This window comes from Pseudomonadota bacterium (assembly GCA_030860485.1).
GTDB lineage: Bacteria > Pseudomonadota > Gammaproteobacteria > JACCXJ01 > JACCXJ01 > JACCXJ01.
The window spans coordinates 1-18,390 of the sequence record JALZID010000340.1 but is presented as its reverse complement, the minus strand read 5'-3'; the positions used below and the strand labels follow the sequence as shown (position 1 = coordinate 18,390).

The 18,390-nt window shown below is 65.1% G+C and carries 14 protein-coding genes and 1 pseudogene; 4 read left to right on the top strand and 11 right to left on the bottom strand.

Annotated features, from left to right (window positions below; translation table 11 throughout):
• Nucleotides 1–159: 159 nt before the first annotated feature.
• The 3 genes from M3461_21275 to M3461_21265 form a co-directional block, all read right to left on the bottom strand.
• Nucleotides 160–402 (bottom strand): penicillin acylase family protein, encoded by a 243-nt coding sequence (locus tag M3461_21275; protein ID MDQ3776699.1) that lies wholly within the window; start codon nucleotides 400–402, stop codon nucleotides 160–162.
• A 739-nt stretch (nucleotides 403–1,141) separates the two neighbouring features.
• Nucleotides 1,142–2,983: a hypothetical protein gene (locus M3461_21270; protein ID MDQ3776698.1), complete on the bottom strand. Its 1,842-nt coding sequence runs from the start codon at nucleotides 2,981–2,983 to the stop codon at nucleotides 1,142–1,144.
• A gap of 12 nt (nucleotides 2,984–2,995) precedes the next feature.
• Nucleotides 2,996–3,703, bottom strand: a complete 708-nt coding sequence (locus M3461_21265) for a hypothetical protein (GenBank protein ID MDQ3776697.1) — start codon at nucleotides 3,701–3,703, stop codon at nucleotides 2,996–2,998.
• Between the two features lie 241 nt (nucleotides 3,704–3,944).
• Here M3461_21265 and M3461_21260 point away from each other — a divergent pair, with 241 nt between their 5' ends.
• From M3461_21260 to M3461_21250, 3 genes are all read left to right on the top strand, one after another.
• Entirely contained in the window at nucleotides 3,945–5,339 is a 1,395-nt protein-coding gene (locus M3461_21260; GenBank protein MDQ3776696.1) for a hypothetical protein, read from the top strand.
• A 117-nt stretch (nucleotides 5,340–5,456) separates the two neighbouring features.
• Nucleotides 5,457–5,804, top strand: a complete 348-nt coding sequence (locus M3461_21255) for a hypothetical protein (GenBank protein ID MDQ3776695.1) — start codon at nucleotides 5,457–5,459, stop codon at nucleotides 5,802–5,804.
• Between the two features lie 597 nt (nucleotides 5,805–6,401).
• Entirely contained in the window at nucleotides 6,402–6,626 is a 225-nt protein-coding gene (locus M3461_21250) for a hypothetical protein (GenBank protein ID MDQ3776694.1), read from the top strand.
• Between the two features lie 252 nt (nucleotides 6,627–6,878).
• On the opposite strand, the gene M3461_21245 is transcribed toward M3461_21250, so the two are convergent.
• Both M3461_21245 and M3461_21240 read right to left on the bottom strand, forming a co-directional pair.
• Entirely contained in the window at nucleotides 6,879–9,203 is a 2,325-nt protein-coding gene (locus M3461_21245) for a penicillin acylase family protein (GenBank protein MDQ3776693.1), read from the bottom strand.
• 105 nt (nucleotides 9,204–9,308) lie between these two features.
• Nucleotides 9,309–10,013 carry a TVP38/TMEM64 family protein gene (locus M3461_21240; GenBank protein ID MDQ3776692.1) on the bottom strand — a complete coding sequence of 235 codons (705 nt, stop codon included), beginning with the start codon at nucleotides 10,011–10,013 and terminating at the stop codon, nucleotides 9,309–9,311.
• A 113-nt stretch (nucleotides 10,014–10,126) separates the two neighbouring features.
• On the opposite strand from M3461_21240, the gene M3461_21235 reads away from it, so the two are divergent.
• The gene (locus M3461_21235; protein MDQ3776691.1) at nucleotides 10,127–11,860 is read left to right on the top strand and encodes an AMP-binding protein; all 1,734 of its coding nucleotides are present in this window, start codon (nucleotides 10,127–10,129) and stop codon (nucleotides 11,858–11,860) included.
• Nucleotides 11,861–11,933: 73 nt separating this feature from the next.
• Here M3461_21235 and M3461_21230 read toward each other — a convergent pair whose 3' ends face one another.
• The 6 genes and pseudogenes from M3461_21230 to M3461_21205 all read right to left on the bottom strand — a co-directional run bounded on the left by M3461_21230 (nucleotide 11,934) and on the right by M3461_21205 (nucleotide 18,235).
• The gene (locus M3461_21230) at nucleotides 11,934–12,977 is read right to left on the bottom strand and encodes a hypothetical protein (protein MDQ3776690.1); all 1,044 of its coding nucleotides are present in this window, start codon (nucleotides 12,975–12,977) and stop codon (nucleotides 11,934–11,936) included.
• 22 nt (nucleotides 12,978–12,999) lie between these two features.
• Nucleotides 13,000–13,463 (bottom strand): annotated as a pseudogene (locus M3461_21225) (pyrimidine dimer DNA glycosylase/endonuclease V).
• A 62-nt stretch (nucleotides 13,464–13,525) separates the two neighbouring features.
• The gene (locus M3461_21220; GenBank protein ID MDQ3776689.1) at nucleotides 13,526–14,149 is read right to left on the bottom strand and encodes an EcsC family protein; all 624 of its coding nucleotides are present in this window, start codon (nucleotides 14,147–14,149) and stop codon (nucleotides 13,526–13,528) included.
• A 20-nt stretch (nucleotides 14,150–14,169) separates the two neighbouring features.
• A complete protein-coding gene (locus tag M3461_21215; GenBank protein MDQ3776688.1) occupies nucleotides 14,170–17,196 on the bottom strand; it encodes a type I restriction endonuclease subunit R in 3,027 nt (1,008 codons plus the stop codon).
• On the bottom strand, nucleotides 17,193–17,972 hold the full coding sequence (locus M3461_21210; protein MDQ3776687.1) for a DUF1828 domain-containing protein: 780 nt from the start codon (nucleotides 17,970–17,972) through the stop codon (nucleotides 17,193–17,195). Before M3461_21210 ends, M3461_21215 begins: the two co-directional genes overlap by 4 nt.
• The gene (locus M3461_21205; protein MDQ3776686.1) at nucleotides 17,969–18,235 is read right to left on the bottom strand and encodes a hypothetical protein; all 267 of its coding nucleotides are present in this window, start codon (nucleotides 18,233–18,235) and stop codon (nucleotides 17,969–17,971) included. Before M3461_21205 ends, M3461_21210 begins: the two co-directional genes overlap by 4 nt.
• Nucleotides 18,236–18,390: the final 155 nt, after the last annotated feature.

The following is an 18,390-nucleotide window of genomic DNA, read 5'->3' as shown; positions in this document are numbered from 1 at the left end:
AGGGATCGATCCGATCATCATCATTTCACCGTCCCTACAGCATCAATGACCGTTCGACCAACGATGGTCCCGCTCAGCACCTGCGCCGCCGCTGTACCGTTCAACCTTAGTCCGACAGGCTGCTAGCCCCGGTCGCCGGTTTCAAGATCAGGACACCGTTCACGGGCTGACCCGCCAAGAGGCAGCGCCCGCCCTTCCAACGCGGTACTGGTCGCGATAGTGCGCTGACAAAGGGTGCCCGGACTGCCCGCCCGGGAGGTGCAGGATGGCGTCGGCCTCGTGGCCGGGGCTGACCACCATGCGCTCGCTGGTGCCGGGCTGGACCTGCCGCTCGTAGACCACGAAACTCGCGCCGACCGTCCCGAGCCAGGCGGAGCAGCCTGCGCAAGAACGCTGTGTCAACGCGCGGGCTTTCCGAGCGCGCCGGTCAACGCCAATGCCCCCTCGACTGACCATGATGACGCGCGCGCTCCGTCGGCGCCGACCCGCATGAGCTGGGCCCGGTTTGCTCACAAAACCGCCGGGAGCGGTTTTGAACGGCGAACGCCGGCCCGAAGGGCGAAAGCCGGGGAGGGTTTTTGTAAACGGGTGTTCCAGGATCGACGTCGAGCAGTGTCCCCAGTGCGGCGGCTCTTTGAAGATCATCGCCGCCCCTTCGATAGGCTGAGGACAGGCATCGAAGACACCGTGATCGCCAAGATCCTCAGGCATCTCTACTTGTGCGCCCGGGCACCGCCCCGCTCACCGGCGCGGCCATTCTATCCTCAGCCAGCAGGGCCAATCCCTGGCCCTGGCTTTCGATCGATTCCAAATTGCCTGATCCCCAACCGATACCCGATTCGATTCGGTTCAGCGCCTGAGCTGACCATCCCCCTTCGCCTTCACTCGTGCGAGACGCCAACGGGTCCCGAAACTTGGCGCCTCGGGCCAATGACCGGCTCGAACATTTCCCGCCCCTAGACCGAGACTCGCGTAATTGACAATTCCCAGGTCTATCAGTACTGTTGCTTTCGATGAAAAAGGGCGCTTATTTTCCTAGCGTGGCCTCTGGCCGCAAACCTTGAGGGGAGGTGGGCTGTGAACGAGATTTTCCGTTTCGTCTTCCTGCGTTCGCCACGGCCGCCCGAGATCGGCGGCCTCGTCACCATCCCGGCCGAACTGACCTCGCTCGGTAGCCGGCTTGCGGCATTGCGGCGCGGCGAGGACGCGCGCGCGGATGCTCGAGGCGGTCGAGCGGTTCGCCGAGACGCCGGAATTCAGCGCGGATCCTGCGGCGCTGCCGCTGAGCCGCGAGTTCGCCGCGTTCGGCGCAGCGCTGCGGCGCGCCGGTCCGCTGTCGCTGGGGCAGCTCGATAGCGCCGTCCAGGCCAGCTTCGGCGTCACGCCGGCACAGCTCGCGTCCCGGGCGGATTTCCGCGCGCTGGAGCCCCGGCTCGCCAGCGCCATCCTGGTGCTGAAACTGCGTCCCGATCTCGCCCCGCGCGCGCTGGCCGACTACGTTCGGCTGCTGGCGCTGTGGAACCTCATCGGGCGCATTGCCGCCGGCGACGAATCGCTCGACGGCGCGGACCCCGAGCGGCTGCTCGAGCCGGTGCTGGTGCTGCCCAGCGAGATCGTGCCCTTGCCGCCCGCGCAGGAGCAGCCGCCCGCGCCGGCCGGAGGCGGCGATACGCCGTCGACCGCCGCGCTGCGCGGCGATCTCGCGCTCATCGCTGATGCCTCGCAGGAGATCCTCCGGGCGCGCGGCACCGATCTCGCGCGGCTGGAGGAATCCGCGCCGGCCGGCGCGCCGCGCCGCACGTCCTTCGTCCTCAACGCCGCGGCGATCCGCCGGCTGTCGGAGCGCACGCGCGCGACGCTGACTCGCCTTGCCCTCGATCCGGCGCGCGAGCCGCAGCAGCAGATCGTCGCCCGCTTGTCGGCGGAATCCGCGCGCGTGCGCGCCGAGCTGCGCGCGCTCGAGGCCACGCTCGCGACGCCGGTGGCGCGCTGGCGGGTCGGCGGCACGACCCTGCCGTCCTTCGGCCCTGCCGGATTGGATCTGGTCACGCCCGAAGGGCCGCGGGTTCCGACCACGGTCGGCCTGCTGGTGCCTTCGGGCGTCGGAGATCTCGAGGTCGTGCGCCAGCAGATCGTGCGCTACGAGGCCGGCGAGCTCGCCCATATCGAGAACGTGCTGCGCACCGAGAGCCGGAGCCGCGAGACGCGGCGGCTCGAGCGCACCGAGGAGAGCTTCACCGTCGAGCGCGAGACCAACCGCGAGCAGGAGCGCGACCTCCAGTCGACCGACCGCTTCGAGATGGAGCGCGAGATCAAGAACACGATCAAGGAGGAGGACAAGTTCAAGTTCGGCAGCAGCGTGTCCGGCGGCTTCGGCAAGTTCGTGCAGGCCGAGATCAAGGTCGAGACCGAATCCGCGACCGCAGAGGAAACCGCAAACCGGACAGCGTCGAAATACGCGCGCGAGATCACCGAGAAGACGGCGGCGAAGCTCACCGAGCGCGTGCGCGAGCAGCAGACCTTGACCATCTTGCGCGAGTTCGAGGAGAAGAACAGCCACGGCTTCGACAACAGCGCCGGCACCGAGCACGTGATCGGCCTCTATCAATGGGTCGATCGCGTCTACCAGGGCCAAGTCTACAACTACGGCATCCGGATGTTCTTCGACATCATGGTGCCCGAGCCGGCTGCGTTCTACCTGCAGGTGCTCGCGTACAAGATCGCGCCGGCCGAGGGCATCGACCGGCCGCAGAAGCTGACCGTGCGCCCGGAGCAGATCACCGAGGACAACTACCAGACATACGTGGCGCTCTACCAAGCGACCGGCGTCGAGTTGCCGCCGCCGGAGCTCGTGATCGTTTCCGAGACCATGAACATCGAGAGGGAGCCGGAGAGCACCAATATCACGCTCATCAAGCACGGCAAGATTGCCCTTCCCCCCGGCTGCGAGGCCCGGGAAGTCCGCTACCGCGTCACCTGGCACAAGCTGTTCGTCTTACCCGCCGTCACGCCCGAGCCGCAGCCGCAGCTGATAGCGCAGATCGGCCAGCATCAGTGGATCTCCGATCTGACGCTCAACATGGACGAGTTCCAGATCAACGCGTTCCACAACGACGTCGAGGTCGACAGCGAGACCGGCGAGCTGCCATACACGTTCCACTTCTTCGCGGTACAACTGATCGCGCTGGTGGTCGAGGTCGTCTGCGCGCGCAGCGACGCGGGTTACGCCGCATGGCAGCAGCGCACCTACGAAGCGCTCGTGCAGGCCTATGTGAGCCAGGAGGAGACCTATCGGAATCGCCTCGCCGAGCACGAGGCTAAGCAGGGCGTCGCCATCCAGGGACGCGATCCGCTCGAGAACCGCATGATCGAGCGCAACGAGCTCAAGCGCGCCGCAGTGTCGATGATCACCGGCCAGTACTTCGAGTTGTTCAACGCGATCCATGAGAGCGATACGCAGGAGGCGCGGGTCGATTTCGACGAGGCGCGCGCCGAGGGCAACTACGCGCGCTTCTTCGAGCAGGCCTTCGAGTGGGAGAACATGGACTACGAGTTTTTCTCCTATTTCTGGGGCCGGCGCAGTACCTGGGTCGACAAGGTTTGGACGCGCGACGTCGATGCGATCCACGCGGCGTTCCAGCAGGCGGGATACGCGCGCGTGCGGCTGCCGGTGCGACCGGATTTCGAGCGCGGCGTGCTGCATTTCCTCGACACCGGCGAGATCTGGGACGGCGGCGAGCTGCCGCCGGTCACCAACCGCGTCTACGCCGCCTATCTCGACGAGATCCGCGCGGCGCGCCGCCGCAGGCCGGACGAGGAGGTCCCCGTCGGCGAGCCCTTCGACATCCGGCTGCCCACGACTCTGGTGCGCGTCAAGCCGACGCCGACCCTGCCGGTCTGGGCCAGAACGAGGAGGGCGACTGGCTCCCGGCCGATAACGACTGATGCCGCGGCGCCTGCCCGCCGGGTTCCTGCGCGAGGAGCGGTCGAGCGACGACGATCGGTGGCTCCCGCCGCCGCGGCGCGACTGCTCCATCGAGCCGCTGATCGATGCCTGCGCCGCGTACGAGGCGATGGAGCAGGCGCTGATCGAGGCGACGGCGTCGATCTGGCTCGCGCACTGGTCGCTCGACACCGATTTCGCGACGCAGTCGCGCGCCGCGCGCGACGCGCACCTGCCCGATTGGACCTCGCTGCTCACCGACGCCGTCGAGCGCGGCCTCGAGGTGCGGGTCATCTTCAACGACTTCGACCCGCTGGTCGGATACGGCTGGCATCTCGAGACGTGGCAGGCCTATCGCCATCTGATGAAGGCCGCCGGCGAGGCGGCATCGGCCAATGCCGCGTTCGACCGCGCGCGGTTCCAGGTGATCGTCAGCATGCACGATGCCCGGCTCGAGCTGCCGCTGATCGGCATCGCCGCGAATTTCCAGATCGACGAGGCGGTCGACGACCTGAACGGCTGGACGACCGCAAACAACATCGAATCGGCGCGGCAGGCCTTCGAGTTCCTGCCGCGGCTGTGGCGCTACGTGGCGTTCGATCCCGGCGCCTCCATCCCGTTCAGCCGCGCGCGATCGGCGGCGCAGGATCCCGTCCATGTCGGCTCGCATCACCAGAAGCTGTGCATCATCGACCGCCGGGTCGCGTTCCTCGGCGGCATCGACATCGGCGGGGTGCTGGTCAGCAACGGCCGGCACGAGGCCGCTCCCTATCGCCACGACGTGCATTTCCGCGTTACCGGCGCGGTGGTCGCCGATCTCGTGCGCGCCTTCCGCGGCCGCTGGAACCGCGAGGGGCGGGCCGCGCTCGATTTCGTGCGCGACGCGAATGCCGTCGCGCCGGCGGCGCCGCTGCCGATCAGCCGCTACAGCGCGATCGCCAAGGACGTTCCGCCGGTGTTCCGCACCGGCAGGGCGATCGCCCAGATGATCCGCACCGTGACCGGGCCGATCGCGCAGCCCCCGGCGCCCGAGGCCGTCCGGCTCGACACCGAGGCGTGCGTCATGCGCGCGCTGCAGGCGGCGGAGAAGTTCGTCTACATCGAGCACCAGTATCTGCGCTGGCCGGTGCTGGCCGACTGGCTCATCGACGCCCGCAGCAAGAGCCCCGAGCTGCGCGTGATCGTGCTCGTGCCCTTCGTGCTGGAAGAGGCGGGCGATCCCGCCGATACCGACCCGGTGACGCTGCACGGCATGCACCTGCAGCACCAGACCTTGAAGCGCCTGAGCGACGCGTTCGGGCCGCAGGCCGGACTGTTTACGCTCGGAGCGCGCGTGCGCTACGAAGATCCGCCGCGCGTCCTGAAGAGCTGCAGGTCGATCGTCGAGGCCGCATAGCATACCCGGCCGGAGCTGTTCCGCGCGCCCTCGATCTACGTCCACAGCAAGGTACTGATCGTCGACGATCGCTTCGCCCTGGTCGGCTCGGCGAACCTCGACGGGCGCTCGCTGCGCGTGGACGGCGAGATCGGCGTGGCGTGGTATCACGCGGAGGAGATCATCCACTTCCGCCTCCTCTTGTGGCACGAGCATCTCGGGCCCGATCTCGACCTGATCCACCTCGACTGGCGCCAGTTCGTCAACGTCTGGTCGGCGCGCGCGCTGCGCAACGCAACCCGCGCCCCGCCGCAGCGACCGGGGCTTGCAATCCCCTATCCGCTCGACACCGCGCCGCAAGGGCTCGAGAGCCCGCTCGACCCGCGCCTCATGAACATCATGGCGCGCGGCTTCGGCGACGAGACCGCGGGGTATCGGTCCGCGGGGCTGGCTGCGATCAAGCGATGGCGCGCACGGGTCTCCTGATTGATTTCAAGCGAATGGGCTATCCACTTCCCTCCACTAACCACAACATCTTGGGTTGAATAAACTAGATTTACTACTACATAGGTCATTGGTGGAGCGAAGTGGATAGCCCCCTTCAAGCGAAAGGGCCAGGGTCTGACGTGTCTCTACAAATCAGAAGTTAAATCAGTCAGTTACAACCACCCGCACACAGACGAAACGCGAATAGGGCCTCGAATAACTTGTCAATCCTATGCGGAATACCGATCCAATGGGTTGACTGCTCTGCCGATCCCGATTCCGGCACTCGTACCATATCCGAATTGATCCCCGTGCCGATTTCCGAAGAGTCGCTCCCCCGATGAGTTGACCCCACCCAAGATGGGATGTAGATTCATACGAGAGGTCTATTATGGGGGGCCATGCAAGACCTGTTGGTACGAGTGTCCGGATACGAAGCGCCTGTTACATTTCCACAGGCCGTGGGTAAACCATGCCCTGCGATTACGCCAGACGGTTTAGTGGACCCGCGTCAGATTGATCCAATATGTCGTGAGCAATCCCAGGTGTGCAAATCAGAGACATCTACCGGAAATAGAGAGGAGCGACTGAACACCCATGAGTGAGCTCAATGATGGCCTAGATGCCTATCAGCAAGGTGACTACGAACTTGCGTTGCCTCTGCTGTTGCTATTAGCTGAAGCCGGCAACGCGAACACGAGGATCGGGAAAGGAAAATATCCGGAATTGCTTATAACAACCTCGCAACGATCTTCTGTACCGGTATGCCGGGGATACCTCCAGATCTTACGCTTGCAAAGAAATACTGGCGTAAGGCTGTAGAACTCGGGTTTGAAATGATTCCCCGAGAGTGGTATGAGGCCTCCGGCTCGGTGTAGCAACCACGGCTGGGAAATAGCGGTCGGAGAGGAACGGCACTTAGTTTGGGCGCCATGGCCGCGATGAGCGCCAAGGCAGCCGAGGGTGCTATCCGATGGGGTGGCGGTAGGCGAGTGTACCGTTATCATGCCGCGCCGGCCAGCGGGGGGGGGCCGTATGCCGAGACCGCTATCGAACCGCAACCAGTCAAAGGGCCTAACCCCCGGCCGCAGGTTTCAAGATCAGGACACCCTCCACGGGCTTACCCGCCAGGGGCAGCTCCCGCCCTTCCAACCAATCGCGGAACTGGTCGCGATAATGCGGTGATAAGGGGTGCCCGGATTGCCCGCCCGGGAGGTGCAGGATGGCGTCGGCCTCGTGGCCGGGGCTGACCACCATGCGCTCGCTGGCACCGTGCAGGACCCGGCGCTCGTAGACCACGCGTACGCACTGGGGGCAGCCGGACAGGGGCTCGCGCGGCATATCGAGGAGATCGGCCAGCCACGGCAGGCGGGCGGAAAACGGGTGGGTGATCTGCGATCGGCTCACCTCGCCCCAACTCAGACGGTCGAGCGGCACCTCGGGATGCCCCTCGCGTAGGCTCGCGGCGCTCTCTTTGAGCACCTCGAGGAGGAACGCCTGCCAATCGGGATAGCGGACCGGATCGGGTAAGGTCTCCGGCAGACGCGCCGCGAGGAGCTTGCGGAGCGGCACATCGAGCTTGTGCCAGGTATAGGAGAAGCCGGGATCGAGCGCGCGGCAGGCCCCCAGAAACGGTGCGAATACCTCGCTCGTGAGGCGCCGGCGAAACTCGATGAGGAGGGCGAATCCTAGACTCCGTGCGTCCGCCCGACCGTCCCAGCGTTCCAGCGCCCGCCGCACCGCGCCGGCCTCCGGCCAGTCCCCGGTGGCGTCGATCTCGCGCAGCACCCCGAGGGCGAGGTTCCGATAGAAATCGTAGAAGGCGGCGCGAGTATCGAGCTGTAGCGCCAGCATATCAGGCTCGGTGGCGGCCGAGAGCCCCCGAAGGCGCTGGCGGATGCGATGGCCTCGATAGCCGTGGGCATAGTCATGGCCGATGCTGTAGGAGTAGTCGGCCCCCAGCATGCGGTCGTTGGCGGTGACGAGGAGGCCTTGCGGCGGGTCGAAGACGCGCGGCAGTGCGCCCTCGGGGATGAAACCGTCCCAGTCGCGCGACCCATCCGCCCAGGCGGTGGCGGTGGCGCCGTCGAGACCGCGGCGCCTGGGGAACCGTCCCGTATAGGTCCAGCCGATCCGGCCGCCGCCATCCGCGAGCAGTGCGTTCTGGGGCGGCCCGCCGACGCGGTTCATGACGCGCGCCGCGTCCTCCAGGTTCATAGCCCGATCCATGTCGAGCAGCGCCAGGTTGGTGCCCTCGGGCTCGAGCGCCGTCCAACGCAACGCCACCGGCGCCGCGAGCAGCGGCCGCTCCAGCACGGGGCCCCAGATGCTGCGCTTTACCTCGACCACGACTTCGGCCCCGCCCTTGACCGTGATGCGTTCAGAAGCGGTCGAAAACGCTCGCCAACCCGCGGGGGTGCGGTAGCGGTTCGGGTCCTCCGGGTCGAGATCGAGGCGCACCAGGTCGAGCACATCGGCGTTGATGTTGGTGAACCCCCAAGCGATCTGGCCGTTGCTCCCGGCCACCACCCCGGGGATGCCCGGCAAGGTGAGGCCCGTGAGGCGGTGCCCGGCGTAGCGCAGGGCGGCGCGATACCAGATCACCGGGACCGCGAGCGGCAGGTGCATGTCGTTCGCGAGGAGGGCGCGTCCGTCACGCGTCCGGCGGCCGGCGAGCGCCCAACTGTTCGACCCGATCGGTACCGGATCGGCCCGCACCAGTCCGGCCGATCCGTTCCGGGGCGGGGCGACGCGCAGGGCGGCAAGCGCCTGGGCTGGTATGCCCGTTGGTGGCCGGCGCGAGCGTACGCCGCCCAGGAGGGGCTCGGTGTAGCGGTCGGTATCGGGGGTCAGGAACGCCACGACCTCGGGCGGCAGGGCGGCTTGCATGACGCTCAGCATGCGCTCCGATCCTTCGGTATAGGTCAGTAGCTGGACCATGCCCAGGATCACACGCAGGCTGTCGGCCGGGGTCCAGGGCTCGGGGCGGTAACCGGCCAGCAGGAACTCGAAGGGCAGTACGGTGCTGCCATCGATGGCCGCATTGACGCCGGCCGCGTAGGCCGAGAGCACCGCGCGCTCCGTCTCGGGCAGACGCGCCAGGACCGCCTCGGCCACTCGTCCGAGACCGAGCACGCGGTGCTGGCGGTCGTGGTCGAGGGCGGGTTCGCCGAACACCTCGGCCAGGCGGCCGCCGACCTTGCGCCGCAGGAGGTCCATTTGAAACAGGCGCTCGCCTGACGTGACATAGCCGAGCGCCAGAAAGGCGTCCTCGCGGCTGCCGGCCTCGATGGTGGGGACGCCGATGTCGTCGAAGCGGACCCGGACTTCGGCTCGCAGGCCGGGTAGGTCCACCTCGCCCGAGCGCGGGGGCAGCGAAGCGGCGACGAGCGCCCACAAGAGTCCGAGCCCGCACAGGACGAGCGCGGCTGCCGCGATCGCGACCCGGAACAGGCGCCTGGCCCCCCCTTTTTTCTCTTCGTCAGGGCTCTCGTCAGACTCTCGTCAGGGCGAGTGCCGGCTGGTGCCGAGCGCCATGCGGGCGCGCACGAGGTCCACCAGGCGTTTCACGCAGAGGGGAAAGACCGCGAGCAGTACCAGTGATGCGATGACCTCGCCGGACAGTAGGTCCGCGAGCGACGTGATGCGGCCGATGTGGGTCCCGGCATTGACCAGCACGATGGTCCCCAACAGCATCCCGAGTTGGCTGACCAGGATATAGGTGGTGGTCGAGATCGAGGTCAGCCCCATCACCAGATTGATCACGAAAAAGGGCGAGATCGGCAGGAGCCTGAGGCTGAAGAGATAAAAAGCCCCATTCTTCTCCACGCCGGCATCGATGGTGGCGAGGTGTTGCCCGAACCGCTCTTGCACCGCATCACGCCAGAGATAACGCGCGGCCAGAAACGGGAGGGTCGCGGCCAAGGTGGAGGCCGAAGACACCAGCGCCGAACCCAACACGAGCCCGAACAGGTCCCCGGCGACGACGGTCATGAGCAGGATGCCGGGCAGGGACAAGGCGGCCAGGGCCAGGTAGATGGCGACGAAGAATACCGCGCTGCGCCACAGATGTGCCGTGCAATAAGCGTGGATCGCGTCGCGCTTGGTGTTGAAGTACTCGAGCGTGAAATAGGCATCCAGATCGAGCGCGAAAAACAGCAGCAGGCAGGAGAGGACCGCGATCGCGAAGCAGAGCTTGGACTTGTTCATCTCAGGCCGTTGGCATAGGCTTGGGCCGGGGCTTGGAGTGGCCCTTGGAGTGGCCCTTGCCCCCATGCAGTTCCGGTGTTCAAACACATCACGAGCATATGAGAGGCAGCGATATGGATGCAACCGCCCTGAGCCCCGGCGTCGCCCCGAGTCCCGAGCACCATGCGCGCTTCGAGCCGCCGCCGACCCGACCCTGGCTGCGACAGTACCCGGAGGCCGTGCCGAGCGAGATAGATCCCAGCAAGTATTCCTCGCTGGTCGATCTCCTGGACCGCTGCACGGCCCGCTACGCCGATCGCCCGGCGTTCGCCAATATGGGCGCGACCCTGAGCTATCGGACCCTGGCGGACAAGAGTCGCGCCTTCGCCGCCTTCCTGCAGCAAGAATGGCATCTCAGCCAGGGCGATCGCATCGCCATCATGATGCCGAACCTCCTGCAGTACCCGGTGGCCGCCTTCGGGGCCTTGCGGGCCGGCCTCATCCTGGTGAACACCAACCCCCTCTATACCGGCCGCGAGCTGCAGAACCAATTGGTGGACTCGGGGGCCTCGGTCATCGTGATCCTGGAGAACTACGCCCATGTCCTCGCCCAGGTGCTGGCGCACACGCCCATCAAGCACGTGATCGTGACCAAGATAGGGGACATGCTACCGCAACCGCGCGCCCTCATCGTCAATTGGGTGGTCGCCCATGTGAAGCGCCTGGTGCCGCCGTTCAATATATCCCATGCGGTCGGGTTTCGGGACGCGATCGAACGCGGGGCGCGCTGGCACCCCCACGCGGTGGCCCTGGGCCACGACGATATCGCCATGCTCCAGTACACCGGCGGCACCACCGGGGTCTCCAAGGGCGCGATGCTGAGCCACGGCAACATCGTGGCCAATGTCCTCCAGGGCGCGGCCTGCCACGGCGCGGTGATCGGCGACCAGGGCGAGATCGTGATCACGGCATTGCCCCTGTATCATATCTTCGCGTTCACGATCAATTGCCTGAGCTTCATGGAGCTCGGAGGGCTCAATCACCTGATCACCGATCCCCGTAACCTCAAGGGCTTCGTCGCGGAGCTGCGCAAGCTGCGGTTCAGTTGCATGACGGGGGTCAACACGCTGTTCATCCATTTGATGAACACCCCCGGTTTCGCCGACCTCGATTTCTCGACGCTCAAGCTCACCGTCGGCGGGGGAATGGCGGTGCAGCGGCCGGTCGCGGAACGCTGGCAGGCGCTCACCGGCCGGCCGATCCTGGAGGGCTACGGCCTCACCGAGTGCTCGCCGCTGGTGTGCTGTAACCCGCTCGATGCGCGCGAGTACAGCGGCTCTGCCGGCATCCCGGTGCCCTCGACCGAGTGCAGCATCCGCGACGAGGCAGGCCGGGCCGTGGCGCACGGGACCTCGGGCGAGCTCTGGATCCGCGGTCCGCAGGTGATGAAGGGCTACTGGCACCGGCCCGAGGAGACCGCGAAGGTGCTGGGCCCCGATGGATGGCTCAGGACCGGGGACATCGCCCAGATGGACGAACGCGGGTACATCAAGCTGGTCGATCGCGTCAAGGACATGATCACGGTGTCGGGCTTCAAGGTGTACCCGAACGAGGTGGAGGAGGTGGTGGCCTCGCACCCTTCGGTCCTGGAGGCCGCGGTGATCGGTGTGCCGGACCCCCACACCGGTGAGGCGGTCAAGCTGTTTGTGGTCCCACGCCCGGGTAGCAGTATCGATCTTGAGGAGTTGCGGCAGCACTGCAAGGAGCAACTCGCGGCCTACAAGGTTCCCAGGCAGATCGTGCTGCGCACAGCACTGCCGAAGTCCAACGTCGGCAAGGTGCTGCGAAGGGCCTTGCGGGACGAGTAGGCAGAGCGCCGGCGGCGCGCCCCGCTCGCGGTAGAATCATCGCGCGCGATCGGCACCGGCGCCGGCGCCGCGATCACCGCTCGGGTCCACGGACGGCCGGTACCACACCCGCACCGCCGGGCAGCACCTCCCTGCGCTCCTGTCGTTCCTTCTCTTCCTTTTGCGCGAGCACCGGCCGGAGCTTGAGCAGATTCTTGAGCGCCTCGAACCAGAACGGCCCACCGAGGCTCATGAGGCAGATGCTGAGCAATATGCCCGGAATGGCGCCCAATAGCCTTCTGCAACCGTCCTCTCCCTGAACATAGGTCCAGATACCGCCGGTCGGTACGATCGCGAGGTTCTCCAGCGTGTCGCGCAGATCCCGGACCCTGGTATAGCCGGGGTCTTGCGCCGGCGTAGCTTGCTCGATCGTCTGAGCCGCCTCCACCAGGCGACTACGCAGGGCCTCATCCAGCGAAAGCCGTGTGAGTAGATCGAAAGCGTCGAGCGGCAACGCCAAGGCCACCACGGCTGACAGGGCAATCGTGACGGCGCGGGCACGCTGCGCGAAGTACTGGGTCATGCGGTCCGCGGTCTCGTCGAACCACGACATCAACCCGGAGACGAGGCGCCCGCTCGCGTTCTCGACGATGGCGCGGGTCCGTAGAAAATGGGCGGCCGCGTTCGGGAACTCGATCTCGAGCTGTACGACCCGCGCTTGAATGGCGTCGAGCGTCGCTTGCGGGCCGTCGCCGTCCTTGGGATCGAGATCCAGCGCTTTACGCAACGCCTCGCCCGCTTTTTTCCGGAGCTTCGTTCTGGTTGTCGCCAGCTCCAGGAGGACGCGCACCAGCCCTTCGCGCTGGATGACGCGACCATCCTGCTCTTGTCCCTTCCAGTCCCGGCCAGCCACGAGTGGGTGGCGCAGGATCGCCTGCACGATTTCACCGGCATGTGGTTCGAGCTGGCCGTCCACCTGGATCAGGAGCAGCTTCAAACCCTCCCGCAGCACCACGGCGCGATAGTTTCGCAGGTTCAGGAGCCACTGCGAAAGCACCGTCACGATCGAGCTCGCCAGCAGCATGACCAGGGCGAAACCAATCAGGATGTCGAGATACGTTAGAAAAGAGCCGCTCATGATCTTTCTCCGCCCGAACACATCACGATTTGCGCGTTCTGGGGAACGTCTCTTGGGGGTACGTAACTTCCCACTCCGCCACCGTACCCGGAACTATGCAAAACAAGGGATGAGGCTTGGGGATAGAAGCTGATTCGATGCTAGTCAGCCATGACGGGCTGCGATTCAGCAACTTTGCTTTCAGGTGCTCGCGCTCATAGGCGAGTTGCCCGCGTGTGACTTCGATGCAATCAACGTGACCTTCACTCGCGATCCTCTGTACGTCGAAATGGTAGCCGCGTCTTTCTGCCTCTGCGTGTACGACATATAGATATGCGGCAATGGCACCTACGGGCGAAGCCGAACCCCGAAAACGAGCCAATTGAGGGTGGTGGGCATAACCGCGCGTTTGACCTCTGAGAACCGCCTGCGCCAAGAGCGCTTTTCGCCAAAGCACGACCAGGCCGCGAGGGTCCAGATATTCAGGATGCGCGACCACAGGCGCATGACAAGGCTTCCCCGGTGGCCCAAAGAGTACGATGTTTTCCCCTGTGCGGCAGTATGACGGCCTAGAACTGTTGAGGTGAACTGCAATCCAGGGTAATCTCCCGCTCGAAAAGCTCAATTGCGGTACGCGCTACCTGGGCGGTATCGAAGTAAGCGTAGGTCCCGACGCCAAGCGCACCGATAACGGGAAGCCATCTGGATACCCCCTTTCTGATCGCGCGCCGTGTGATACTGATTCCGACCTCGCGTGCGATCACCTGCATCGCGCCAAGGGACACCCCTTGAACCAAGATGCGCTCGCCGACGCGGACGACTAAATCCCGCACGGCCTGCGCTGCGGTGTGCCGGAACAGGCAGTATATCATCTGCTCGCGAGTCAGGTAGGCGTTCTTATCATAGATCCCTGCGATATCGGCAACCATCTGAGCCTGAAGTTTCCAAACCGCCACTAGTTCAGGAAGCATCGTGAGCCAGCCAAGGGTACCAGGCGGCAGCGCAAGGCTGCCTGCGGTAAGAGCCGCCTTCATGGCGGCACGACTGGCAATGACGCGGGCGCGAGTGCCGGGATCGGGACTCTTTGGCTCGTCGGTGTTTGGGACCTGAGCGATCAAGCCCAGAATTGCCTCGGCCACCTTGAGGCTGGCCGTACGCTCGGGGTGCCCAATTACGAGAGCTTTCTTCGGCACGGGTGCTAACGACTGCCCATTCAGTCTACCGCCACCGGTGGCTCATAGGTGAGCCCGAACACGGTGTCCGTCAGCCATCGTTTGAACGACTCGTTGTCCATGAACTGCTTGAACAACTCGGTGTCGTCCTTGAGCACCGCGGTCATCACCCGTGCCAACGCCTTGTCGTGCTCGATGCGGGCGTTCTGCTTGTCGGAGTTCTTCTTCGCGTTCTGGAAGGCCGTATCCGCCGCCACCCGCGCCGGGATGTCCTCGGTGATGAGCTTGTGGACCCGGTCGGCATCGGACCACGCGATGTTCCCGAACTGGTCGTTGAAGGTCTTGAGAATATTCGACAGCCGGTCCAAGTCAGGCTCCGGCTTGGGCCCGCCGCCGGTCGTCGGCACCGGCTCGATCTCGGCGTCTTCGTCCGGTAATTGGATCTTCATGGCCGACTGCTTTTCGACGCGGTAGCTGTCCATGTCGATCACTTCGAGGATCCCCTTCGACAGGTCCTCCTCGACGGGCGCGGGCAGCTTCGGTACGAGGAAGTTCAGGAAGATCGAGAGCTTCTCCCACTCCGCATCGGTATAGGGGAGGATCGAGGCAAGAAAACCATAGGCGCGCGTGAACGCCTTGGCCTTGCCCTTGAAGTCCACTTGTCCGTCCTCGTCGAGCTGTGCCCTGTAGACCGCCACGCAGGCATCGAGGATCGGGTCGAGCTTGTCACGGTCTGCCCCGCCCAGATACAGCGCCACGAGCTGCTCGATCTGGGCGGCGGCGTAGACCTGGTAGCCGTCGAGCGCCGCCTTCAGGTCGTGCAGCTTGTTGGGGTCGGTCTCCTCGGCGAGGATCGTGGTGCGGTAATAGTCGGAGAACGCCATCTGGATCGTGTCCGCGTCGTTCATGAAGTCGAGCACGAACACATCGTGCTTCTGCGAATGCGCACGGTTGAGCCGCGAGAGCGTTTGCACCGCCTTGATGCCCGAGAGCATCTTGTCCACGTACATCGTGTGCAGCAGCGGCTCGTCGTAGCCGGTCTGGAACTTGTCGGCGCAGATGAGGAAACGATACGGGTCGTTTCGGATCTCGTTGGCGATCCGGCTCGACGGGAATCCGTTGAGCGATGCCTCTGTCACCTTCGTGCCGCCGTAGTCGTGCTCGCCGGAGAAGGCCACGATGGCCCGGTACGGGCTCTTGCGCGCGGCCAGATACTCACGGATCGCGTGGTGGTATTGAATGGCGCGCTCGATGCCGCTGGTCACCACCATCGCCCGCGCCTGCCCGCCGATCTTGTTCAAGGCCAGCACTTGCTCGTGAAAGTGGTCCGCCATGATCTCGGCCTTGAGCCGGATGGCGTGGTCATGGCTCTCCACATAGCGACGCAGCTTCTTCTTGGCACGCTTGGTGTCGAACTCCGGGTCGCTCTCGACCTTCTTGATCAGCTTGTAGTAACTCTCGACCGGCGTGTAGTGCTTGAGTACGTCCAGGATGAAGCCCTCTTGGATTGCTTGCTTCATCGTGTAGGTGTGAAAGGGCCGGTGCCGCACCTTGCCCTCGGCATCGGGCGGCAGCGCCTCGCCGAAGATCTCCAGCGTCTTGTTCTTGGGCGTGGCGGTGAATGCGAAGTAGCTCGCGTTGGGTAGGAGCTTCTTGGCCTCCATGAGCCGGTTGATCTTGTCTTCGGTGGTCTCATCGTCCTCCTCGGCCCCAGCCGTCGAAAGCGCCATGGAGAGCGCGGCCGAGGTGCGGCCGCCCTGGCTCGAATGTGCCTCGTCGATGACGATGGCGAAACGCCGGCCGCGGTGCTCGCTGCCGATCTCATCGAGGATGAACGGGAACTTCTGCACGGTGGAGATGATGATCTTCTTGCCCTCGGCGATAAACTTACGCAGATCGCCCGAGCGTTCGGCGTGGCCTACGGTCGCGCCCACCTGCGCGAACTGCTTGATCGTGTCACGGATCTGCTGGTCGAGGATCTTCCGATCGGTGACGACGATGATCGAATCGAATGTAGGGGCATCCGCTTCTGGGTGCCCCCTCCCATGCAGCCCGATGAGCTGGTGGGCGAGCCAAGCGATGGAATTGGACTTGCCGCTCCCCGCCGAGTGCTGGATCAGATAACGCCGGCCCGCGTCGTGCCGACCGGCGTCGGCCAGGAGCTTCCGCACCACATCGAGCTGGTGGTAGCGCGGCCAGATCTGTACCGCGATCTTGCGGCCGGTCTTCTCGTCCTTGGTCACGACGACCTGGGCGTAGTTCTCCAGGTTGTCGGTCAGCCCTTCACGCGTGAGGACGCGCTTCCAGAGGTAGTCGGTCTTGAGACCATCCCGGTTGGGCGGGTTGCCCGCACCGTCGTTCCAGCCCAGGTTGAAGGGCAGGAACCACGAGCCCTTGCCGTTTAGGTGCGTGCAGAAGCGCACCTCGTGATCGTCCACAGCGAAGTGCACGACACAACGTCCGAACTCGAAGAGCTTTTCGCGCGGGTCGCGGTCGCGCCTGTACTGCTGGATGGCGTCCTCGACCGTCTGCTTGGTGAGGCTGTTCTTCAGCTCGAAGGTGGCGACCGGCAGACCGTTGATGAAGAGGCCCAGATCGAGGGTGAGCTGCGTCTCGTCGCGGCTGTAGCGCACTTGGCGCGTCACGCTGAAGCGGTTGGCCGCGTACAGCACCTGCGCCCGTTCGTTGCCTGGCGACGGTGTGCCGTAGAAGAGGTCGAGGTGATGCGGCCCGTGCCTGACCCCGTGGCGCAGCACCTCGATCGTGCCGCGTTTCGTGATCTCACCCTGGAGGCGTGCCAGAAACGTGCGCCGCGTCGGGCCGTCCTGGCCGAGGTCCAGCGCCTCTGCGACTTGCGGCTGCGTCGCGCCCAGGAAGGCGCGGAGCTGGAACAGATCCACGCAGTGCTCGCGGTCGTAGTCCTCGGCGTGTCCGTAAAGCCAGCCCGTACCGCCGTAGGGCGTCGGCGGCTTGGAGACACCGCCTTCCCGCACCGGCGCCTCCCAGAGCCCGGTCATCGCCGCGACGATGAGGCTCTCGAGACCCTTCTCGCTGGTGTCGGTGGTCACGCCGCCTCTGCCAGCACCTCGATAAACCGATCCGGTTCCGACCAGCGCGCGACGGTGGACAGCGGCTCCACCAGCGCGAAATCCTCCACGCTCCAAACGTCGGTAGTATCGTCGAACAAAGATACAAAGCGCAGCGCTTCCGGGCCGGCTGCCAAATGGTTCAGGTCGTACCATGCGGCCAGGACATGCTCGGCCACCGATCTCGCGGCGGAACGGCTACCCGTGCTCATCACATAGACCAGCGAGCTCCGCGCAGGCGCGCGAATATGGAAATCCACCGTCCAGGTGCGACCCGAGCGCCCCGCCAGCTTCTCGCCACGTTCGAAGCTTAATGCCCGCTCAGTGAGCACATCCGCCACTTCATCCGTGACCGACTCCACCGCCCGTGTACGGAACGTGAACCACAGGTCGGAAACGCGCAGTGCGGCCTGCGCGACGCGCAAGGCAACGGCGGCCAAGGAGGCCCCTGGGCGGCAGCGGGCTAACAGCATGCCCTTGTAGAACTCGACGCCGTGGGTCTGGCAAATATCCGAGATCAATGCGTTCTGCTTGGGCGAGCGACGCGGCGACAAGGTCTGCGTTCGCAACCATCGGTTGGTCTCACCAAGGTCGGACACCATGGTCATATCGCCGTCCGCTTTGCAGAACAGGTCGATGTTATCGCCATCCGGGTAGAGATACGGGGTGCGGATGCGGCAGTAGTCGCCGTGCGGGGCGCACGCGAACAACCCGCCTAGGCCGCGATTCAGCTCCGCGCACAGATCCGTCGCATTCATAGGAAAAGGTCTCCTGTGCGTGGGGGTGGTGGACGCATCCGCCCGCAGTGCTCGATCTTGGCCTGCGCACAAAACTCTGTCCACACCGCTACCGGATTCTCCGCAGTGGCCGTGATGTCCCCGGGCACACAGGCTTCCTTATCCCGAAACTGCTCGGTCCAGCGATGCTTGTGTTTGTCGCCGACCTGCTGGCACTGGGGATTGTGGTGTTCCTTGCCCAGGTCCAGCCCGTAGATGCGGCCGGCCGTCTTCAGGATCAGCACGTATGACAGGGCCGGAATGAGCGGATTGTAATTCTAATGTACGTTCAAGTTGATACTAACTATCCACGGCCACGCCGTTATGCCGCGCACCCGGTTATGATCGTCCGCCAAACGTGGCAACCCCACATGCAACTGTGTGATCACGGCATCGAGGT